The sequence below is a fragment of the Mesorhizobium sp. M0659 genome, assembly GCF_040320605.1.
Lineage (GTDB): Bacteria > Pseudomonadota > Alphaproteobacteria > Rhizobiales > Rhizobiaceae > Mesorhizobium.
This window is the reverse complement of the sequence record NZ_JAMYPY010000002.1, coordinates 456,315-476,280: the sequence shown is the minus strand read 5'-3', so window position 1 is coordinate 476,280 and position 19,966 is coordinate 456,315. Positions and strand designations below refer to the sequence as shown.

Annotated in this window: 24 protein-coding genes; 16 read left to right on the top strand and 8 right to left on the bottom strand. The window is 62.8% G+C overall.

Annotated elements, in window-relative coordinates:
* Positions 1 to 495: 495 nt before the first annotated feature.
* Positions 496 to 909 carry a Kazal-type serine protease inhibitor domain-containing protein gene (locus NKI31_RS05455; RefSeq protein ID WP_023672018.1) on the bottom strand — a complete coding sequence of 138 codons (414 nt, stop codon included), beginning with the start codon at positions 907 to 909 and terminating at the stop codon, positions 496 to 498.
* A 484-nt stretch (positions 910 to 1,393) separates the two neighbouring features.
* Between NKI31_RS05455 and NKI31_RS05450 the strand changes: the two genes are divergently transcribed.
* The 3 genes from NKI31_RS05450 (at position 1,394) to NKI31_RS05440 (ending at position 2,788) form a co-directional block, all read left to right on the top strand.
* Positions 1,394 to 1,606 (top strand): cold-shock protein, encoded by a 213-nt coding sequence (locus NKI31_RS05450; RefSeq protein ID WP_006202520.1) that lies wholly within the window; start codon positions 1,394 to 1,396, stop codon positions 1,604 to 1,606.
* A 351-nt stretch (positions 1,607 to 1,957) separates the two neighbouring features.
* The gene (locus tag NKI31_RS05445; RefSeq protein WP_023672019.1) at positions 1,958 to 2,170 is read left to right on the top strand and encodes a cold-shock protein; all 213 of its coding nucleotides are present in this window, start codon (positions 1,958 to 1,960) and stop codon (positions 2,168 to 2,170) included.
* A gap of 192 nt (positions 2,171 to 2,362) precedes the next feature.
* On the top strand, positions 2,363 to 2,788 hold the full coding sequence (locus NKI31_RS05440; RefSeq protein WP_023737823.1) for a BA14K family protein: 426 nt from the start codon (positions 2,363 to 2,365) through the stop codon (positions 2,786 to 2,788).
* Positions 2,789 to 2,854: 66 nt separating this feature from the next.
* On the opposite strand, the gene NKI31_RS05435 is transcribed toward NKI31_RS05440, so the two are convergent.
* From NKI31_RS05435 to NKI31_RS05425, 3 genes are all read right to left on the bottom strand, one after another.
* Positions 2,855 to 3,493, bottom strand: a complete 639-nt coding sequence (locus NKI31_RS05435) for an MBL fold metallo-hydrolase (RefSeq protein WP_023695789.1) — start codon at positions 3,491 to 3,493, stop codon at positions 2,855 to 2,857.
* Between the two features lie 230 nt (positions 3,494 to 3,723).
* Entirely contained in the window at positions 3,724 to 4,038 is a 315-nt protein-coding gene (locus NKI31_RS05430; RefSeq protein ID WP_023672022.1) for a hypothetical protein, read from the bottom strand.
* 145 nt (positions 4,039 to 4,183) lie between these two features.
* Entirely contained in the window at positions 4,184 to 5,077 is an 894-nt protein-coding gene (locus NKI31_RS05425) for a branched-chain amino acid aminotransferase (protein ID WP_023672023.1), read from the bottom strand.
* A gap of 244 nt (positions 5,078 to 5,321) precedes the next feature.
* Between NKI31_RS05425 and NKI31_RS05420 the strand changes: the two genes are divergently transcribed.
* The 4 genes from NKI31_RS05420 to NKI31_RS05405 all read left to right on the top strand — a co-directional run bounded on the left by NKI31_RS05420 (position 5,322) and on the right by NKI31_RS05405 (position 9,311).
* On the top strand, positions 5,322 to 5,855 hold the full coding sequence (locus NKI31_RS05420; protein ID WP_023683723.1) for a MarR family winged helix-turn-helix transcriptional regulator: 534 nt from the start codon (positions 5,322 to 5,324) through the stop codon (positions 5,853 to 5,855).
* Positions 5,842 to 6,561, top strand: coding sequence for a response regulator (locus NKI31_RS05415; RefSeq protein WP_023672025.1), 720 nt, complete (start codon positions 5,842 to 5,844; stop codon positions 6,559 to 6,561). Before NKI31_RS05420 ends, NKI31_RS05415 begins: the two co-directional genes overlap by 14 nt.
* 89 nt (positions 6,562 to 6,650) lie before the next feature.
* Positions 6,651 to 8,066, top strand: coding sequence for an ATP-binding protein (locus tag NKI31_RS05410; RefSeq protein ID WP_023672026.1), 1,416 nt, complete (start codon positions 6,651 to 6,653; stop codon positions 8,064 to 8,066).
* Between the two features lie 222 nt (positions 8,067 to 8,288).
* A complete protein-coding gene (locus NKI31_RS05405; RefSeq protein ID WP_352650718.1) occupies positions 8,289 to 9,311 on the top strand; it encodes a glycosyltransferase family 4 protein in 1,023 nt (340 codons plus the stop codon).
* 10 nt (positions 9,312 to 9,321) lie between these two features.
* Here the strand turns inward: NKI31_RS05405 and NKI31_RS05400 are convergent, their stop codons facing one another.
* From NKI31_RS05400 to NKI31_RS05390, 3 genes are all read right to left on the bottom strand, one after another.
* Positions 9,322 to 9,681 carry a tRNA-binding protein gene (locus NKI31_RS05400; protein WP_023672028.1) on the bottom strand — a complete coding sequence of 120 codons (360 nt, stop codon included), beginning with the start codon at positions 9,679 to 9,681 and terminating at the stop codon, positions 9,322 to 9,324.
* Positions 9,682 to 9,687: 6 nt separating this feature from the next.
* On the bottom strand, positions 9,688 to 10,188 hold the full coding sequence (locus tag NKI31_RS05395) for a type III secretion system chaperone family protein (RefSeq protein ID WP_006202532.1): 501 nt from the start codon (positions 10,186 to 10,188) through the stop codon (positions 9,688 to 9,690).
* Between the two features lie 315 nt (positions 10,189 to 10,503).
* Positions 10,504 to 10,806: an accessory factor UbiK family protein gene (locus NKI31_RS05390; RefSeq protein WP_023711152.1), complete on the bottom strand. Its 303-nt coding sequence runs from the start codon at positions 10,804 to 10,806 to the stop codon at positions 10,504 to 10,506.
* 397 nt (positions 10,807 to 11,203) lie between these two features.
* Between NKI31_RS05390 and NKI31_RS05385 the strand changes: the two genes are divergently transcribed.
* The 9 genes from NKI31_RS05385 (at position 11,204) to NKI31_RS05345 (ending at position 19,046) form a co-directional block, all read left to right on the top strand.
* Positions 11,204 to 11,443 carry a BrnA antitoxin family protein gene (locus NKI31_RS05385; RefSeq protein ID WP_023683720.1) on the top strand — a complete coding sequence of 80 codons (240 nt, stop codon included), beginning with the start codon at positions 11,204 to 11,206 and terminating at the stop codon, positions 11,441 to 11,443.
* A 103-nt stretch (positions 11,444 to 11,546) separates the two neighbouring features.
* On the top strand, positions 11,547 to 12,431 hold the full coding sequence (gene lgt / locus NKI31_RS05380; RefSeq protein ID WP_023672032.1) for a prolipoprotein diacylglyceryl transferase: 885 nt from the start codon (positions 11,547 to 11,549) through the stop codon (positions 12,429 to 12,431).
* The gene (locus NKI31_RS05375) at positions 12,428 to 13,492 is read left to right on the top strand and encodes a class I SAM-dependent methyltransferase (protein WP_352650716.1); all 1,065 of its coding nucleotides are present in this window, start codon (positions 12,428 to 12,430) and stop codon (positions 13,490 to 13,492) included. Before lgt ends, NKI31_RS05375 begins: the two co-directional genes overlap by 4 nt.
* 151 nt (positions 13,493 to 13,643) lie before the next feature.
* Positions 13,644 to 14,438 (top strand): peptidoglycan editing factor PgeF, encoded by a 795-nt coding sequence (gene pgeF / locus NKI31_RS05370; RefSeq protein ID WP_023695793.1) that lies wholly within the window; start codon positions 13,644 to 13,646, stop codon positions 14,436 to 14,438.
* Positions 14,438 to 15,589: a M24 family metallopeptidase gene (locus NKI31_RS05365; RefSeq protein WP_352650713.1), complete on the top strand. Its 1,152-nt coding sequence runs from the start codon at positions 14,438 to 14,440 to the stop codon at positions 15,587 to 15,589. Before pgeF ends, NKI31_RS05365 begins: the two co-directional genes overlap by 1 nt.
* Before the next feature lie 55 nt (positions 15,590 to 15,644).
* Positions 15,645 to 16,241 carry a hypothetical protein gene (locus NKI31_RS05360; protein WP_023713943.1) on the top strand — a complete coding sequence of 199 codons (597 nt, stop codon included), beginning with the start codon at positions 15,645 to 15,647 and terminating at the stop codon, positions 16,239 to 16,241.
* A 141-nt stretch (positions 16,242 to 16,382) separates the two neighbouring features.
* Positions 16,383 to 17,318, top strand: a complete 936-nt coding sequence (locus NKI31_RS05355) for a ribose-phosphate pyrophosphokinase (protein WP_023670050.1) — start codon at positions 16,383 to 16,385, stop codon at positions 17,316 to 17,318.
* Positions 17,319 to 17,411: 93 nt separating this feature from the next.
* Complete coding sequence (locus NKI31_RS05350; RefSeq protein WP_348524866.1) at positions 17,412 to 17,735, top strand: hypothetical protein; 324 nt, start codon at positions 17,412 to 17,414, stop codon at positions 17,733 to 17,735.
* A gap of 339 nt (positions 17,736 to 18,074) precedes the next feature.
* Positions 18,075 to 19,046: a Bug family tripartite tricarboxylate transporter substrate binding protein gene (locus NKI31_RS05345; RefSeq protein WP_023683714.1), complete on the top strand. Its 972-nt coding sequence runs from the start codon at positions 18,075 to 18,077 to the stop codon at positions 19,044 to 19,046.
* A gap of 35 nt (positions 19,047 to 19,081) precedes the next feature.
* Here NKI31_RS05345 and NKI31_RS05340 read toward each other — a convergent pair whose 3' ends face one another.
* Positions 19,082 to 19,954: an AraC family transcriptional regulator gene (locus NKI31_RS05340; protein WP_023751247.1), complete on the bottom strand. Its 873-nt coding sequence runs from the start codon at positions 19,952 to 19,954 to the stop codon at positions 19,082 to 19,084.
* Between the last annotated feature and the right edge of the window lie 12 nt (positions 19,955 to 19,966).

Here is a 19,966-nt window from a genome sequence, read left to right as displayed (position 1 = left end):
TCTCGCCCAAAACTCTGCAACGGAGGCTTGCTTGACGTTCTTCGTCGAGCCGCTCGCGCGACGTCGACGAAGCCACGCTCGACAAGGTATCGCTGGACGCGCCGAACCTGCGCGCCGCCCTGCAGGGCGCCACCGCGCTGTTCCACAGCCTCGCCATGCCGCTGATCCCCGACCGTCTGCGCATTTGCGACGAGGACGGCGCAGAGCTTTATGCCGGCCCGGCCGACGGGGCGTATTCGGCGTAGGCAACCACTCCGATCCGCGACCTTGCCTTCTCCCTTGGGGGTGAGAAGCGGTCCGCGCAGCAGACGAAAAGCCAATTGTTGGCTTTTCGAGTTTCGAACGCCCTGAGCCTGCGAAGGACCAAGGGTGGTCCGGTCCACCCGCCCGGTCCCCGCTGCTTCGCAGGGTCCCGGCATTCGCCGCCTTTTTATCGTGTCAGTGGGACGGTGAATTCGCCTCCGGCGGACTCACCCGACAGGGGAGAAGGAAAAATCAGCAGGGGCCGTCCTCGACGACGCGGTAGTCGGCGGCACGGGCCTCGCAGGCGTTGGGAAAGGTGCGCAGCTCGCCATGGCGGCGGGCGCAGACCGGGGCGTATTCGCGCGTGCAGAATGTCGGCTCTTCGCCACCACCGCCACCACCGCCGCCGTCGCGGCAAGGGCCGTCGCGAACGATGCGGTAGCCTTCCCGTTCGGCAAGGCAGGCATTGGCGAAGGTCTGGCGGTCACCGCCGCGCCGCGCGCAGACCGGCTCGTATTGCCTGGTGCAGAATTCCGGTTCCGGCCGTGGCGGGCGCGGACGTGGTCCCGGCCCGTCATCAACGACGACGGTGCAGGCCGCAAGAAGACCCGACAGGAAGAGAATAGTAAAACCCTGGCGCGAGAAGATCGTCGCAAGAAATCTCATGAATATGCCTCCCTCGAGACCCCCGTCCCCGGCGCAAAACGCGCCTGTCGATCCTCGCCATTCCCTTGCCAAATGCAACCCCCGTTTGCGGCGCGGGAGCCATGCGATGCCCGGCCCGCGCATTGCTTTGGCCCTGGACCAAACCGCTGGACCATGCGTGGCCGGGCTCTGGCTGATGAACTCTTAAGAACCCAGGTTTATCGAAGCGCCTTCGTTGGGACGCGTCGATGGACGCGGCCCGCGGCGCTATCTTGCAACGATCACGTTTCCGTGCGATAAATTTTGTGTTCGGGCATTTGCGACCCGGAGAGCGGAACGTTTTGGACGACCTTTCCCCGATACTGTGAATCTCTGACGGCCCCATTTTCGGCGGGGGGTTTTACCATGCGCAAATGCAGGACTGCCGAAGCAACCACCGGGACTTGCCCACGATGCCAGGCGGCGGGCAAACCATAAGACTGACACGGGTGAAGGAGTTTCCCCAATGGCCCAGACCGGCACCGTTAAATTCTTCAACGCGACCAAAGGCTTCGGCTTCATCACGCCCGACGGCGGCGCCAAGGATGTGTTCGTCCACATTTCCGCGATCGAGGCCTCGGGCCTGCGTACCCTCGTCGACGGCCAGAAGGTCACCTTCGACGTTGAACCCGACCGCATGGGCAAGGGTCCGAAGGCGGTCAACCTCCGCGCGGCCTGAACCGGCGGTGCCCGCGCGCCCGTCAGGGCGCTCGAAAAAGCACCTAAAGCGTGTTTGAACCGGCTTTGTCAGCCGTCCAGAGTTTCGAAGGCGCGACGTTTCCCGTTGCGCCTTTTTCATGACGCCGTCGCCGGAGGCAAAGGACGCTTTATCGGTCAATGCCGTGGCTGATCGCCGGAGCAATCGTCTGGCGCGAATTGCCTTCGGTGCCACGATCTATTTGAGCAGCCTTCAGCGTTGCCGCCGTCGCCAAAACTTTCTCTTGCCGATAGCGCTAAAATAAAGGACAAATTTCCCTTCGGGCATTTGCCGGCCCGAAACTGGACTTTATGGGATCAAAGGGAGCTTCCCATGCCGCAGACCGGCACCGTCAAATTCTTCAATCATGCCAAAGGCTTCGGCTTCATTACGCCCGACGACGGGCAGAAGGATGTCTTCGTTCATATTTCGGCCGTGCAGGCTTCGGGTCTTTCCGGTCTGGAGGATGGACAAAAAGTGACATTCGACACCGAGCCGGACAAGCGCGGCAAGGGTCCAAAGGCCGTCAACCTGTCGGTCGGCTAAGCCGGCTCAAGACAGTCCGGACGGAGATTGACGAGGCGGAGCGCCTTGCGTACGCGCTTGGTTTTGCCGCAAGAACTGGATCGTATCAGCCAATTCCGTTCAGCCCCCGTTCAGCCACGGTCTTCTATTAATCGTCCCCTAGGCTGGACCGCATCCCCGAAAACTATCCGGGCCGGCACGAAGGAGACCAAAATGAATCGCATTTTCAAGACCGCCATCCTGGGCGCCGCTCTCGCCGCGACCACCCTCGCCACCTTGCCTGCCGCCAATGCCAAGGACTGGAACCACTGGCATCATGGCCATGGTCGTCATCATAATGGCGACGCGCTTGCGGCCGGTGTCGTCGGCCTTGCGGCCGGCGCTCTGATCGCCGGTGCGCTGAGCAACCCGCAGCCGCGCTACAGCAGCTATGATGACGATTACGACTACCGCGAAGTGCGGCCGGCGCCGGTGCGCCGTTACTATGCCGAACCGCGGGTCGTCTATGCCGACCGCTATGCCGAGCCGTGGACCCGCGACTGGTACGAATACTGCTCGGACCGCTACCGGAGCTTCAATGCCCGCAGCGGCACGTTCACCGGCAATGACGGTGAGCAGCATTTCTGCGTCGCGAATTGAGCTTCCCTGTCCCACAAAAAGCGCTGACCGCAAGGCCAGCGCTTTTTTTTTGGCAGAAAGACATCGCTAAGTCAGGAAGGGATTGGTCCGCCTCTCCTCGCCAAAGCGGCCACCCGGGCCGTGGCCGCAGATGAAGCCGATCTCGTCACCGAGCGGCAAAAGCTTGTTCTTAATCGAGGCGATCAGCGCCGCATGGTCGCCGCCCGGCAGGTCGGTGCGCCCGACCGAGCCGCGAAACAGCACGTCGCCGACATGAGCGAACTTCGCCGCGCGATTGTAGTATACGACATGGCCGGGCGCATGGCCGGGGCAGTGCAGCACCTCGAACATATGTGAGCCGAACGAAACCGTCTCGCCCTCTGCGAGAAACCGGTCGGGCACGCAGTTGCGCGCCCCGGCAATGCCGTAGCGCTGGCCCTGGTTCTCGAGATTGTCGAGCAATAGCTTGTCGGCTTCGTGCGGGCCGATGATCTCGATGCCGAGTGCTTCCTTCAGTTCCATGGCGCCGCCGGCGTGATCGATGTGGCCATGGGTGATCCAGATCGCAGCGGCGGTGATCGCATTGTCCTTCAGCACCGCCAGCACCTTGTCGATGTCGCCGCCCGGATCGACGACGACGCCATGCTTGTCATCCATGTCGAACAGGATGGTGCAGTTCTGCTGGAAAGGCGTGACCGGCACGATGCCGGCATTGAGCTGACCCATGATTGTCCTTTCGCTGTTCCAGCGTGATGTAGAGGCGCGGGCGAAGGCCGTCCACTGCTGAAAGGCAAACAGTCCGTCCCAAAACAGAAATGGGCGGCCCAACGGCCGCCCATTTGACGAAGCCTGAGTCTCGAGCAATTCCAGGAAAAGTGTAAAGCGGTTTTCCGTCCGGAATTGGGTAAAACAACAAACTAGATCATTCGCCGTGAAACGGTGAATGATCTAGAGGCTTACTTCTTCATCGCGCCCATGACCGCACCGATGATGCCGGTCAGGATGGCGCCGCCGCCGGCGCCGCCGAGCAGGTTTTTGAGGTTCAGCGTATCGCCCAATCCGCCCGCTGCCGTTGCAGCCGCTGCCGGGTCGGCCGTGCCGCCGAGCAGGCTGCCGAGGATCGCCGCCCCGCCAACGCCGCCAACCGCGCCGCCGAGGATTTTGGTCAACTGGCCCATCGCCGCATTCTTCAGCGCAACGCCGACCGCCTGACCACCGACAACACCTGCAATTACCTGTACAACGAGCGCAATGAGCGTATTCGTATCCATGTACCTAGTCCCTCCATAGCTGCCAGCCTCCCGGGCCGACACCATCATGAGACGCTGAATTGTACGAAAGTCAAATGCACAGATGCTGAAATAAAGGGGCCGGCCTCAAAACCGCCCCTGCTTGCGAAAAAAGCTGTGACTTTCGTTATTCTGCGGCTATCGCATGCTTAGGTTGCACCGCAGCAGAATAGTCGTTCATCAAAGTCTTGGCGATCTCGCCGACCTCGAATCGGTACGGACCGATCTCGGAGACCGGCGTCACTTCCGCTGCCGTTCCGGTGAGGAAGCACTGTTCGAAGCCTTCGAGTTCCTCAGGCATGATGGCGCGCTCGACGACTTCAAGGCCGCGGTCCTTGGCGAGGCCGATGACGGTGCGGCGGGTGATGCCGTCGAGGAAGCAATCGGGCTTCGGCGTGTGGATCTTGCCATCCTTGACGAAGAAGATGTTGGCGCCCGTTGCTTCGGCGACCTGGCCGCGCCAGTCGAGCATCATGGCATCGGCATAGCCCTTGGCCTCGGCGGCATGCTTGGACATGGTGCAGATCATGTAGAGGCCGGCGGCTTTCGACTTCGACGGCGCGGTGCGCGGATCGGGCCGGCGCCATTCCGCCAGATCGAGACGGATGCCCTTGAGCTTCTGCGCCGGGTCGAAATAGCTCGGCCATTGCCAGATGGCGATGGCGCAGTTGATGCGGCTGTTCTGCGCCGACACCCCCATCTGTTCGCTGCCGCGCCAGGCGATCGGCCTGACATAGGCGTCCTGGAAACCCTGCTTCTTCAGAAGCGTGGTCGAGGCGTCATTGAGCTCGGCCACGGAATAGGGAATATTGAAGCCGAGCAGGCGCGCCGATTCATGCAGACGCTCGGTGTGCTCGTTGAGCTTGAAGATGGCGCCGCCATAGGCGCGCTCGCCCTCGAAGACGGCGCTGGCATAGTGCAGGCCGTGGGTCAGCACGTGGATCTTGGCATCGGCCCATTTGACGAACTCGCCGTTGATCCAGATGAAGCCGTCCAGTTGGTCGAAGGGAACGGATGCCATGGAAACCTCCCGCGGGCGGCGACCCGCACATCATTAGTGTTGTTCTTGTTGCGCGACAGCCGCGTCGGGCGGCCCTTGAAGCGTAAGCGGAGAATCGAACTCTGGCAAACTCAGGAAGTTCCGGAAAAACCGCACTCCCTTGCCTTTTCGTTCGCATTCAGCCGAAAAGCTTGTCAAAAATTACCATTGCGGGGAAATTACGTCAATAGTACTGACATAATTTCCCTCTATGGACGGAGAAATGATGACGGATCGAAGCCCAGCTGCCGGAAAACCGATCAAGACGCCGATCACCGACGAGGACGGCATCGACTTCGCCATCATCGAACTGTTCTTCTTTGCGTATCGCGATTTCACTTCCGATCCGGACCAGATCCTGGCCGATTACGGCTTTGGCCGCGCCCATCACCGGGTGCTGCATTTCGTCAACCGCCGGCCGGGACTGACGGTCGCTGAACTGCTCGACGTGCTCAAGATCACCAAGCAGAGCCTGGCGCGGGTGCTCAAGCAGTTGATCGACACCGACCATATCGTGCAATTGCAGGGTCCGCGCGACCGCCGCCAGCGGGAGCTCTATCCGACAGCCAAGGGGCGCGCCCTGGCGCTGGCCCTGGCGCGGCCACAGTCACGCCGCATCCGTGCTGCATTGGAAGATTCCGGAGCCAGCGAGCGTCCCTTGATCGAACGATTCCTGGAAGCCATGGTCAATCCGGAACTAAGGGCGCAGATCGACATTGTGCCTGCAAACATGTCAGGGAAAAGCCATGGAGACCATTGAGAGGGTGGACCAGCCGACGGCGCCGGACGATGACGCGCCGCATCTGCTTGTGGTCGACGACGACACCCGCATTCGCAATTTGCTCAAGCAGTATCTGACCGAAAATGGTTTTCGCGTCACAGTCGCCGGAAATGCCGGCGAGGCCAGGCGAAAGCTTGCAGGACTCGACTTCGACCTCCTTGTCCTCGACGTCATGATGCCCGGAGAGACCGGCGTCGACCTCACCAAGGCGCTGCGGGCGGAGAAGAACGTACCGATCCTGATGCTCACCGCGCTATCGGAAACCGACAGCCGCATCACTGGGCTCGAGGCCGGCGCCGACGACTATCTGCCCAAGCCCTTCGACCCGCGCGAACTGATCCTGCGCATCAATAACATTCTGCGCCGCGGCGGCCCGGCGACGACGCCCAAGGTCGAGCAGCTGGTCTTCGGCCCCTACACCTTCCAGATCGCCAGGCGCGAGCTGAAGCGGGGCGGCGAGGCGCTGAAGCTGACCGACCGCGAGCAGGAGATCTTGGCGATCTTTGCCGCGCGGGCCGGCGAAACGATCCCGCGTCACGAGCTTGTCGGCGACGATTCGGAAGTCGGCGAGCGCACCATCGACGTCCAGATCAACCGCCTGCGCCGCAAGATCGAGCGCGATCCGTCCAATCCGGTCTGGCTGCAGACGGTGCGCGGTATTGGGTATCGGCTCAGCGTGGAATAGAATGCCGCTGACGGCCGCCCTTGGCCATAGATGTGTGGCCATCGACCAGCGGCCATCGACCAGCGGCCATTGACCCAGCGAAAGGACAAATGGCGACCACGCAACTGGAACGGCCGGAACAGGGCGGCTTTGGCGCGCGCGTATCACGCGCGCTGAAAGCAATGCCGCGTGCCTGGAAGCGGTTCTGGCGGCTGGTTGCGTTCTATATGCCCAAGCGGCTTTATGCCCGCTCGCTGATCATCGTCATCGCGCCGATGATCCTTCTGCAGTCGGTCGTCGCCTTCGACTTCATGGAACGCCACTGGGCAACCGTGACGCAGCGCCTGTCGCAGGCCACCGTGCGCGACATCGCCGCGATCATCGACATGATCGAGACCTATCCGCACGATGGCGACTACGCCAACATCATCCGCATCGCCCAGGACCGCATGCAGTTGAAGGTCGACCTCTTGCCGCCCGACCCGTTGCCGGCGCCTGGACCCAAGCCCTTCTTCTCGATCCTTGACGACGTCCTTTCCACCGAGATCACCCGCCAGATCAACCGCCCGTTCTGGATCGACACGGTCGGCAATTCCAACATCGTCGAGGTCCGCATCCAGCTCGAGGGCAAGGTGCTGCGCGTCTTCGTGCGCCGCAGCCAGGCCTATGCCTCCAACACCCACATCTTCCTGATCTGGATGGTCGGGACGTCACTGGTGCTGCTGACGATTGCCATCCCCTTCCTTCGCAACCAGATCCGGCCGATCCTGTCTCTGGCCGAGGCCGCCGAAAGCTTCGGCAAGGGCCGGCCGATGCCGCGCGATTTCCGCCCACGCGGCGCCGAGGAGGTTCGCCGGGCCGGCTTTGCCTTCATCCAGATGCGCGAGCGCATCGAACGCCAGCTGGAACAGCGCACCGCCATGCTGACCGGCGTCAGCCACGATCTCAGAACCATCCTCACCCGCTTCAAGCTGCAGCTGGCGCTGGCCGGCGGCAAGCCCGAGACCAAGGCCGCGCTCAACCAGGACATCGACGACATGCAGTCGATGCTGGAAGGCTATATCGCTTTTGCCCGCGGCGAAGCGTCGGAAGATGCCGGCCATTTCGATCTCGAGGCCTATTTCCAAAAGCTCGGCGAGGAGGCGTCGCTGCACAAGCGCAAGCTATCGACCGTGCTTGCCGGTGATCCGGACGTGCATGTGCGCCCGCACGCTTTCGCCCGGCTGTTGTCCAATGTCGCCGGCAATGCCTTGCGCTATGCCAAGACGGTGGAGATCAGCGCCGATCACGGCCGCGGCTCACTCGTCGTCACCATCGACGATGACGGTCCGGGCATCCCGCCGGAAAAGCGCGAGGACGTGTTCAAACCGTTCGTGCGGCTCGACGAGGCGCGCAACCTCGACGCCAGCGGCACCGGCCTTGGTCTCTCTATCGCCCGCGATATTGCCCGCAGCCATGGCGGCGACATCATGCTGGAAGACAGCCCGCTCGGCGGCCTGCGGGCGGTGATCAAGGTGCCCGCCTGACCAAAGCATGATCTGGAAGTCGGGCTCGGCCAAAAACCACCTTCATCCGCGCGTCATGAAACCATGGTCAAGAGCGCGCATGAAGCGCGCGACCTCAGTTGATTCGGCTCAGCCGCCTTACTTCGACCTCGTGCCTGCCCGGGTGCGGTGGAGCGAAGCGAGGGCAGCCGGGCCGTACCGCTATCGCATCAAGGCAACCGTCGACCCGAGCAAAGGACCGCCATGCGCATCCTGATGGTCACCGACGCCTGGCGGCCGCAAGTCAACGGCGTCGTCCACACGCTGGAGCGGCTCACCGAAACGCTGAAAACCTTCGACGTTGCGGTCGACTTCCTGACCCCGAACATCTTTCGCACCTTGCCCTTGCCGACCTACCCCGACATCAGGCTGGCGATGACCACGCCCGGTCATGTCGCGCGGCTGATCGAGGCTCGCAAGGCCGACCATATCCATATCGTCACCGAAGGCCCGCTCGGCATCATGGCGCGGCGCTATTGCCGCAATGCTGGCCGTCCCTTTACCACCAGCTATCACACCCGCTTTCCCGAATATCTCAGCGCCCGCCTGCCGGTGCCGGAGAGCTGGGCCTATCGCTGGCTGCGTGATTTCCACAATTCGGGACAAGGCACGCTGGTCGCCACCCAGTCGCTGGCGGAGGACCTTGCGTCGCGAGGCTTCACCAAGCTCAGGCCGTGGACGCGGGGCGTCGACACCGATCACTTCCGCCCGGACAAGAAGAAGGACCTCGGCTTTCCCGGCCCGGTATTCCTGTGCGTCGGCCGCGTCGCCATCGAGAAGAACCTGAGCGCCTTCCTCGATCTCGACCTGCCCGGCAGCAAGGTGATCGTCGGCGAAGGACCGGAACTGGCCAGGCTCAGGGCGAAGTACCCGCAGGCGCACTTCCTCGGCCATCGCCCGAACGATGAGCTGGCCGAGATCTACGCCTCGGCTGATGTTTTCGTTTTCCCCAGCCGCACCGACACGTTCGGCAACGTCATCATCGAGGCGCTGGCCAGCGGCACGCCGGTGGCCGCCTATCCGGTCACCGGACCGATCGACATTGTCGGCGACGGCATCGGCGGCGCGGTGTCGACCGATCTGCGCGAGGCCTCGCTCGCCGCGCTCAATGTCGACCGCGCCGAGGCGCGCGAACGCGCCATGCGCTACAGTTGGAAAGCCTGCGCCGAAATGTTCATGGGCACGGTCGAAGAGGCGCTGAGCACAAGGCGCAAGCTGGCCGCCTGACGCAATCTTCCTAAAACAACCTGCCGCCGTCCGGCACCTTGCGCTCGATGGCGCCGAGCACCACCGCGCCTTCCTCATCAGGGAAGCCGAGCGTCAGCACTTCCGACATGAAAGGACCGATCTGGCGCGGAGGGAAATTCACCACCGCAAACACCTGCCGTCCCACCAGCGTTTCCGGCGCATAGTATTTCGTGATCTGTGCCGAGGATTTCTTCACGCCGATCTCAGGGCCGAAATCGATCTTCAGCTTGAAGGCGGGTTTGCGCGCCTCGGGGAAAGGCTCGGCCTCGACGATCGTGCCGGCACGGATGTCGACACGATCAAAATCGGCAAAGCTGATCTCGGGCTTGCGCGCGCTGCTCGAACTCATGGAAGCTCAAGCGTTGCCATAGGTCTCGAACAGGACACCGGCCAGCGCATCCTTGGCCGAGGTTCCCGACCAGACAACGAACTGGAAGGCCTGGAAATAGCATTCGCAGGCTTCAAGCGCCGACGACAAAAGCACCTCGACCTGCTGGCTCGACGGTTCGACCCCGCCGGCGAGCAGCAGTGACTGGCGAAACATGATCGCGCCCTCCTGCTCCCAGAGATCGAAATGGCCAAACAGCATCTGCTCGTTGATCAGCGACAAAAGCCGCATCACTTCCAGCGCGCGGGCTTCCGGCACCTTGATGTCGAAAGCACAGGCCAGATGCAGCGCCTCGAAGTCCTCCATCCACGAGAAGGAGACGTGATAATCGGTCCAGCTGCCGGCAACCGAGATCGAGATTTCGTCATCGCCGGCCCGTTCGAAGGACCAGTCATTGTTATGGGCGACCTGCTCGATGACATCCACCGGATGGATTTCGCGGGAGAATTCGAGTTCGAGAAGTTCCATGGAATGCTTCCTGTGTTCAGGGGAGCGCCACACGCTCCGCGGGGCACACACGACGAACAATTTGTCTTGAACTCGGACGGCCAGGACTTCACGACACAAAGACCCCGGACCGGACCCCACCGCCCGGCCGCATGACCCTGCTCCGAATCATGCAACAAATTCAGTCTATTGATCGGGAGTCGCGTGAACAGCCTAATTTTTCGCACTGCGTCATCAGCATGTGGAAAGGCGCTGTCACAAAGATTCATGCATTGCCGGTAAACGATTCACGGCAAAGCACTTTTTCGGATTGTGCTTTGTGGAAAAGTTTAAATTTTATTTTTTTGCTTTGGGCTTTGCCGCAGCCGCAGGTGCGGCCTGTCCGGTCAATTCGGCAAGCCTGGCCTCGAGCGCGTCGATGCGGGCGGCCAGCCTGGTGTTTTCTTCGCGGGCCTTGGCAGCCATGTCGCGGGCAGCCTCGAACTCCTCGCGCTGCACCACATCCATGGTGTTGAGGATGCGCTCGGCCTGCCCCTTGAAGGCAGTCTCCACCTCGCGGCGCACGCCTTGTGCGGCACCCGCGGCATCGGTCATCAGCTTGGCGAATTCATCGAGAATGCGGTTCGGTCCGGTTGACATGGCAAATCCTCGCTTGCTCGAATTGACGTAGTGGCACTGCCTGCGGAATGCAAGAACGTTGAAGCTGGTGCGGCTTCATGTCGGACGCGATTTGGCTCACGGTCCGGCCGACAGATTGCTATTATCGCAAATGGATTCTTGGAACGACGGTTGCCGTGACGGACAGTGCGGACTTGGAGAAGCGCTTTGCAGCACTCGATGCAGCACTCGCAAAGGGCATTTCGGATGCCAGTGCGGGCCGGGTCTAGCCTGGCGACGAGGTGCTGGACAGGCTTGAAGCCAAATACAGGGCAATGGCAGAGAGAACCAAGTGAAGTTACTGGTCTTCACAGACCAGCGGCCTAGTTTTCCTCACGACTTGCTCCAGGCAAGAGTCACTCTCATTCAGGATCAACCAATGGCAACGCCCCCGCGCCGACCGACCAATCCGATGGAAGCCGCTGAAGCGGCCTTCAAGCCGGTCAAGAAACCCGCGCCTCCCATTCGCGAACCCTCCGCCGCACCAAACGTTCGCGAGCTTGTCTCGATCAGGATCGATCGCGCCGTGCTCGACCATTTCCAGGAAGATGGCCCCGGCTGGCAAGACAGGATCAACGATGCGCTCAGGCAATTGGTCGCCGGCAAGCCGCAGGGTTGAGCCCATTATCTCTGACGATCAGGCTGTCGTCACCTTGCCTTGACCCCGCCAAAACCCTGCCGCATGGTCCGCGCCCTAACGCGAGCCCTCCCAGGAGATCCTGTTGAACGACTATTTCCCGCTGCCGATGGCGTCGCTGTCCTTCCCCAACATCGACCCGATCCTGGTTCAGATCGGCCCGCTGGCTGTGCACTGGTACGGCATCGGTTATATCGTCGGCATCCTGTTCGCCTGGTGGTACGCCAAGCGGCTCGTCACCAACACAAGGCTGTGGCCTGATGGCGTCTTGCCGATGAAGCCGATCGACCTCGACGATTTCATCGTCTGGGCTGCCGTCGGCGTCGTGCTTGGCGGCCGCACCGGCTATGTGCTGTTCTACGATTTAAAGCGCTATATCGACCACCCGCTCGACATCTTCGCCGTCTGGCAGGGCGGCATGTCGTTCCATGGCGGCCTGCTTGGGGTCATCCTCGCCATGACGCTGTTTTCCCTCAAGCGCGGCATCCGCACCTGGACACTGTTCGACGTGGTGGCAGCCGGCGTGCCGGTCGGGCTCGGCCTCGTCCGCATCGCCAACTTCGTCAATGCCGAACTCTGGGGTCGCGTGACCGACGTGTCGTGGGGCGTCGTCTTCTGCAACGAGCGTCTCCAGCAGACCGTGGCGGGTTGTGTCGCGGGCCTGGAGCCTCGCCATCCGAGCCAGCTCTACGAAGCGCTGCTCGAGGGCGCGGTGCTGTTCCTGGTCCTGCGCTTCCTCACCCATTCGCGGCTGAAGCTGAAGACCCCGCGCTTTGTCGGCGGCGCCTTCATTTGCGGCTACGGCCTGTCACGCATCTTCGTCGAGTTCTTCCGCGAGCCCGACCAGCAGCTCGGCTACCTCCTCGGTGGCTGGCTCACCATGGGCATGGTGCTGTCGCTGCCGATGGTGCTGGCCGGCATCTGGGCGATGGCCACAGCCAAACCGGCGCCGCAACCACAGCCGGCATGACACGGCTGAAGACCCGCATCGTCGACCTGATCGGCGCGCTCGGCCCCCTCCCCGTCAACGAGTACATGGCGCTCTGCCTGTTCGATCCCAGCGACGGCTACTACACCACGCGCGAGCCGTTCGGCGCCGCCGGCGACTTCGTCACCGCACCCGAGATCAGCCAGATGTTCGGCGAACTCGTCGCCGTCTGGCTCTATCAGGCCTGGCTGGCGATCGGCCGACCCCTGCCGGTCACCATCGCGGAGATCGGGCCTGGCCGCGGCACGCTGATGAAGGACATGCTTCGCACCCTGACGCGGCTCGATCCGGCTATCGCCGCCGGAGCCTCCTTCGCCCTGGTCGAGACCAGTCCGCGGCTGACTGAAATCCAGAAGCAGACGCTTGCCGAAACTTCGGTTGAGCTCGGCTGGCACGAAACCATCGCCACACTGCCGCAGGCGCCGTTGCTGATTGTCGGCAACGAATTGTTCGACGCTGTGCCGATCCGCCAGTTCATCCGCGCCGGCGCCGGCTGGCGCGAACGGGTGATCGGCCTCGACGTCTCAGACGAGTTGAGCTTCTTCGCCGGCGCCGGCTCGGTCGAGGCGACGCTGCTGCCGGAAGACGCCGCCGAGGCGCCACAAGGCTCTATTTTCGAAATAGCACCGGCCCGCGCGGCACTGATGGCGACCATTGCCGAACGCATAGCCGACCACGGCGGCGCCGGGCTGTTCCCCGATTACGGCCATCTCCAGCCCGGTTTCGGCGACACATTGCAGGCCGTGCGCAGGCACGCCCCCGAAGATGTGCTGGCCAATCCCGGCGAAGCCGATCTCACCGCCCATGTCGACTTCGCTGCACTGGCCGCCGTCGTGCGGGCGCATGGCCTCGATGTGGAATTGGCGGCGCAGGGCGACTTTCTGCTTGGCACGGGATTGCTTGAGCGAGCTGGCCAGTTGGGCAGCCAGGCAAGCCAAGAGGCACGACAAACCATTGCCGATGCCGTCGAGCGCCTGGCCGGACCCGACGGCATGGGCACGCTGTTCAAAATCCTGAAAATCCTGCCGCATCAGCCAGTCTGACCCTCAGAGATCGTTACAAGCCGTCCCGCGACGCCGCCTATGGTCGCATGCCTGCTTTTGGCCAATGCAAAGTCGACGCGGCAGCACTGTCGCAATCACTCGGCCGAACTTCGCCTTGACGAAAACGCCGGCGCGGACAACAAACCCATCCATGCTGAATCAGACCAAACCGGATCCTGTTCGCTCGCCGCTGCTGGAAGCGGCCAAGCCGCGAGGTATCCGCCATGGCTATTTCACCCGTATCGGCGGCGTCTCCGGCGGCATCTATCAGGGACTTAACATCGGCACCGGGTCGGATGACGATCAGATGCTGGTCGCCGAGAACCGCCGCCGCGTCGCTGCCTGGATGGGTGTGCCGGCCAGCCATCTCCTGACCGCGCATCAGGTCCACTCGCCCGATGTCGTTATTGCCAGGGAACCCTTTCCCGGCCCGCGGCCCAAGGCCGACGCCATCGTCACCGACCGGCCGGGCATCGCCATCGGCGCCTCGACGGCCGATTGCGGCCCGGTGCTGTTCGCCGATGCGCAAGCGCGCATCATTGGCGCTGCACACGCCGGCTGGAAGGGCGCTTTCACCGGTGTACTTGAAAACACCATTGCCGCGATGGAAAGCCTCGGCGCCCGCCGTGAGCGCATCATTGCGGTTCTCGGTCCTTCGATCGGCCCCGACAATTACGAGGTCGGGCCGGAATTCGTCGCCCGTTTCGTCGAAGCCGATGCCGAAAACATCGGCTATTTCGCGCCTTCGGCCAATCCGGCGCATGCAATGTTCGATCTCAACCTCTATACGGTCGACCGGCTGAAGAAGGCTGGCGTGACCGCGCAGGGGCTTGGCCGCTGCACCTATGCCGAGGAGGATCTCTTCTTTTCCTACCGGCGCGCGACGCATCGCAAGGAACCGGACTACGGTCGGCAGGTTTCGGCAATTGTTTTGGAGAACGGATAATGGCGCTGCATTTCGAACGGTCGGAATTTGACGCCCGGCGTGACCGGTTGATGATCGAGATGACGGAAAAGAAGCTCGATGCTGTACTGCTTTTCGCCCAGGAGAGCATGTACTGGCTAACCGGCTACGACACGTTCGGCTTCTGTTTCTTCCAGTGCCTGGTTGTGAAGGCTGACGGCTCTATGGTGCTGCTCACCCGCTCGGCCGATTTGCGCCAGGCGCGCCACACATCGATCATCGACAACATCGTGCTGTGGACCGACCGCGACGGCGCCAACCCGGCGGTCGACCTGCGCAACCTGCTCAACGACCTCAATCTCCTCGGCGCTCGCATCGGCGTCGAATACGACACCCATGGCCTGACCGCCTTCAATGGCCGCCGCCTCGACGAGCAGTTGCAGACCTTCGGCCAGATCGCCGACGCCTCCGGTATTGTCGGCCGTCTGCGCCTGTTCAAGAGCCCGGCTGAAATCGCCAAGGCCGAAAAGGCCGCCAACCTTTCCGACGACGCGCTCGAAGCGGCCCTGCCGCTGATCAAGCAGGGCGGCGACGAAGCGCTGATCCTTGCCGCCATGCAGGGCGCGGTGTTTGCCGGCGGCGGCGACTATCCGGCCAATGAATTCATCATCGGCTCGGGCATCGACGCGCTGCTCTGCCGCTACAAGGCCGGGCGCCGCAAGCTGACCAAGAACGATCAGCTGACGCTCGAATGGGCCGGCGTGTTCCATCACTATCACGCGCCGATGATGCGCACCGTGCTGACCGGCAAGGCGTCGAAGCGCCATCAGGAGCTGTTCGACGCCGCCCGCGCGGCTCTTCTGGCGGTCGAGAAGGCGATGACGCCCGGCAACACCTTCGGCGACGTCTTCGACGCGCATGCCCGCACGCTGGAGGCGCACAGCCTGACCAAGCATCGGTTGAACGCCTGCGGCTATTCCGTCGGCGCCCGCTTCACCCCGTCCTGGATGGATATGCCGATGTTCTACCAGGGCAATCCCGAGCCGATCGCGCCCAACATGACATTGTTCGCGCACATGATCATCATGGACTCCGAAACCGAGACGGCGATGACGCTTGGCCGCACCTACCTGACCACCGAATCCCAGCCGAAGCCGCTTTCACGCCATGATCTCGACTTGATCGTACAGTGAATCCATAATGGTTGGTCCACGCGGGGGCGTTCGCGACTAAGGAGTTTTCGGGCAGATGAGACGATCGCATGTGACGACCGTGTCATTGCTCGCAGCGCTTGTGCTGGCCGCTTGCACCAATGCCAAGGACGTCCTTGAGCCGTCCGCCATCACGCCGCCGGCAGCCTCGGCCCAACCGGCTCAGCCCTTGGCTGCCCCGGGCATCGCGCCCGCCGCCACACCAGCGCCGGTCGTCGGCGCCACGACACCCGCCAACCCCGCGCAGAGCGCCGCCGCTTTGTCGAAGACCCGGCTGCAGATCGCGCCGATCGTCGGCGCCTCCGTGGAAGCGGCAACGCCGCTGACGGCCGAACTGCAGACACGCGCCAAGCAGCGCGGCATCACCCTTGCCGGCAGCGCCGACCAGGCCGCCACCCATGTGCTGAAGGGCTACTTCTCGACCATGACGGAAGGCAAGGATACCACCGTTATCTATGTCTGGGACGTCTATGACCCCGCTGGCAACCGGCTACACCGCATCAATGGCCAGCAGAAGGCGCCCTCGGTCAATGCCGCCGAAGGCTGGCCCGCGGTTGCACCCGCTACCATGCAGGCGATCGCCGACCAGACGATCGACCAGTTCGCGGCCTGGCTCGGCGGCAGCGCCGGCTGATCCGCCTGTTACCGGCTTCCGTTCACTGTTGACGTTTTTGAGATTAGCCGGCGGATTCCCGTCAACGAGGCTTGCAATACCGGCACGGCTCGCTACAAGCCCGATTAAGAGGACCTCCCCATCCTTCGCCAGGAACGGTGCATGAAGCTTTTCGCGGGCAATTCCAACCGGGTGCTGGCCGAAGCGGTCGCCCGCTATCTCAATGTCCCGCTGGGCAAGGCCAGCGTCAGACGCTTCGCCGATCAGGAAATCTTCGTCGAAATCCAGGAAAACGTGCGCGGCGAGGATGTCTTCATCCTGCAGTCGACCTCGTTCCCGACCAACGATCATCTGATGGAACTGCTCATCATGATCGATGCCTTCATGCGCTCCTCGGCCAAGCGCATCACCGCGGTCATCCCCTATTTCGGTTACGCCAGGCAGGATCGCCGGGCCTCGGGCCGCACACCGATCTCGGCCAAGCTGGTCGCCAACATGATCACCCGCGCTGGCGTCGACCGCGTTTTGACGCTCGACCTCCATGCCGGCCAAATCCAGGGTTTTTTCGACATTCCGACCGACAATCTGTTCTCGGTGCCGGTGATGGCCCGCGACGTGAAGGCAAAATACAAACAGCTTGCCAATGTCGTCGTCGTCTCGCCCGATATTGGCGGCGTGGTGCGCGCCCGCGCGCTCGCCAAACGCTTCGACGCACAACTGGCCATCGTCGACAAGCGCCGCGAACGTCCCGGTGAATCCGAAGTGATGAACATCATCGGCGCGGTCGCCGGCAAGGATTGCCTGCTGATCGACGACATCGTCGATTCCGGCGGCACGCTGTGCAATGCCGCCGATGCGCTGCTCGCCAACGGCGCTACCAGCGTCACTGCCTATATCACCCACGGCGTGCTGTCGGGCGGTGCGGTCGCCCGGATCAGCGGCTCGAAGCTGCAGGAACTGGTGATCACCGATTCCATCCAGCCGACGCAAGGCGTGCTCGACGCCCCGAATATCCGCGTCATCTCCATCGCCGACCTGATTGGCGAGGCGATTTCGCGCACAGCGACCGAAGAGTCCGTGTCGAGCCTGTTCGATTAATCCATGTTGCCCAAAAGCGTGCCCACGGGCCTGGCTCGGGGGTAATCTCGTTTTTGGAATCTGCCCCAAACCGTCGTGAAAGGAGCGCAGCTGATGCGCAATCGAATCAAGGCTGCAGGCATCGCAGGAATGCTTCTCGCAATCGGCATCGCCAGCGCGGCCTATGCGCCGACAATCGCTCCGGTTTCGACCGCGCAGGCGCAAACGGAATATCTTCCCACCGAAAAGGATTTCATCGGCAAATGGAGCATCGCAGGGTCCGCAATCCGGCCACCGCGTGATCTGAAAGAGCCGGCGAAGCCCGACCAGGATGCGGCTGCGACCGAATTTCAGCAGACTGTGACCGCCTTTTATGGCGCCTTCGACTATCTGGAGATCACGGCGGACGGCCGCTACAATTTTCACCCAACCGGGTGACCCGGCATCGGGGCCTTGCGTCTGGTGCGGGACATGGTCGTTCAAGAACGATTCCCTCTGGCTCGAACTGGACACGGCGCCCAGGCTCGACATCTACGCCGAGGGCGGCGACATGCAGATGACCTACACGGCCGAGCCTGAAGAGACGTCACGATACAAATGGCTTGTTTTCAGCTGGACCAAGGCTGATTGAACTGAGGGGTGAGGCGTTCTCGCGCACGCCAACCGAAGCATCGGTGTCAAGCCCGATCTCCTGAGGCGGGCAGTCAGTCCATGGTTGCATTGTGCGAGGAGTTCACCATGGCCATACTGCCCCTCCAATCAACGGAGGAGTAGCAGATGCGGCGTAGGACTTTGCTCGGGCTCGCGGTTTCCATCGCAGCCACCCTTTCAGCACCGGCGGCCTGGGCCGCCGATTTTCCGGACCGGACCATCACCATGGTTGTCCCCTTTTCCGCCGGTGGCTCGACGGATCTGGTCGCGCGCCTAGTCGCCAACAAGATGTCCGAAAAGCTGGGCCAGCAGATTGTCGTCGAAAATGTCGGCGGCGCCGGGGGCAGCATCGGCGCTGCCCAGGTCGCCCGAGCCGAACCGGACGGCTACACGATCCTGATGGGCACGGTCGCAACCCACGCGCTCAACCCGCTGATCCTGAAGACAAAGCCCTACGACGCGGAGAAGGATTTTGCGCCGATATCGTTGCTCGTGCTGGTGCCAAACGTCCTGGTCGTAAACCCTGAATTCCCCGCCAAGGACGTCAAGGAACTGATCGAGATGCTGAAGAAGGACCCGGACAAATATGCCTACGCCTCATCAGGCAATGGCACCCCGCTGCATCTCTCCGGCGAGCTTTTCAAGACGATGGCCGGCGTCAGTATGCAGCACATTCCCTACAAGGGCGCCGGACCGGCCTTGAACGACGTTATCGGCAATCAGGTGCCGATGATGTTCGACAACCTCCCCTCTTCATCGGGCCATATCAAGAGCGGGACGCTGAGAGCGCTTGGCGTCACCACCAAGGAGCGCGTTCCCTCCTTCCCCGACATACCGGCCATTGCCGAAACCATTCCCGGCTATGAAACCTACAGCTGGAACGCTCTGTTCGCGCCCGCAGGCACGCCGCCGGAGGTCGTCGCCGTTCTTCAGAAGGCGGCAGTTGAAGCCCTGAAAGACCCTGATGTGATCGCCCGCATGGCCCAGTTCAGCGCCTCGATCGTGGCCTCCACCCCGGAAGAGCTTGGAGTGCATGTGAAGGCCGAACTCGCCAAATGGGAACCGATCGTCAAGGCCAGCGGCGTTCAGCTGGACTAGGGCCTACGGCAAAGTACTGCGGGCTTTTCCTGGCGCTACGGCGCCGGGGCCTCAAGCCGAGGCTGAGCCCGCCGCATGCCTTCGTCGCGGGCGCCGCGCATATAGCCGCGCGGCGAGGCGCCGAGCATGCGCTTGAACATGGTTATGAATGCCGGCACGCTGTCATAACCGAGGTCGAGCGCCACCCTGGTGATTGGCTCGCCGTCGGCGAGCCTGGGAAGTGCCGCGAACAGGCAGGCCTGCTGGCGCCATGTCGACAAGGACAGTCCGGTCTGGCGGTGGAAGGCACGGGTGAAGGAGCGCCGGCTCATCCCCGCGGCATCGGCCCACTCGTCGATCGTGGCATGCGGCGACGGTGCCGCGACGAAGCGTCGGCAGAGCGCCGCCAGCCTGGGATCAGACGGGAACGGCAGGCCGAGCGGCCGTTCCGGCAAGGTCGGGATCTCGTGCAGCAAGAGGTTCATGATCAACCCGCCGCGGCCTTCCAGTTCGCCGCCTTGCGGCAGCTTTTCCGATTCGACGATCAGGCTGTGCATCAGTTCGGTGACGCCGACGACGCGCAAACCTTCCGGCAGGCCGGGGATCGCGCCCGGCATCACATAGACCGAGCGCATCGAGACATCGCCCAGCATTTCGACGGAATGCTCGGTGCCGGCCGGTATCCACATTGCATGGTCGGGCGGCACCATCCAGCGCCCGTACCTGGTCGTCACCAGCACGACACCGACCAGCGCATGCAGCAGCTGGCTGCGGCTGTGGCGGTGTTGCGGCACGAGGTAACCGTCCGGATATTCGGTCGGCAAAGCCACCGCCGGCCCGGAAACCTCCTCCAGCCACTGCCAGCGGCTTTCGTGCAATCGGCCGAGATCGGCATTGCCGGCGCGGAAGATGTCCCTGCCATGTGGCATCGGCTATGGCCC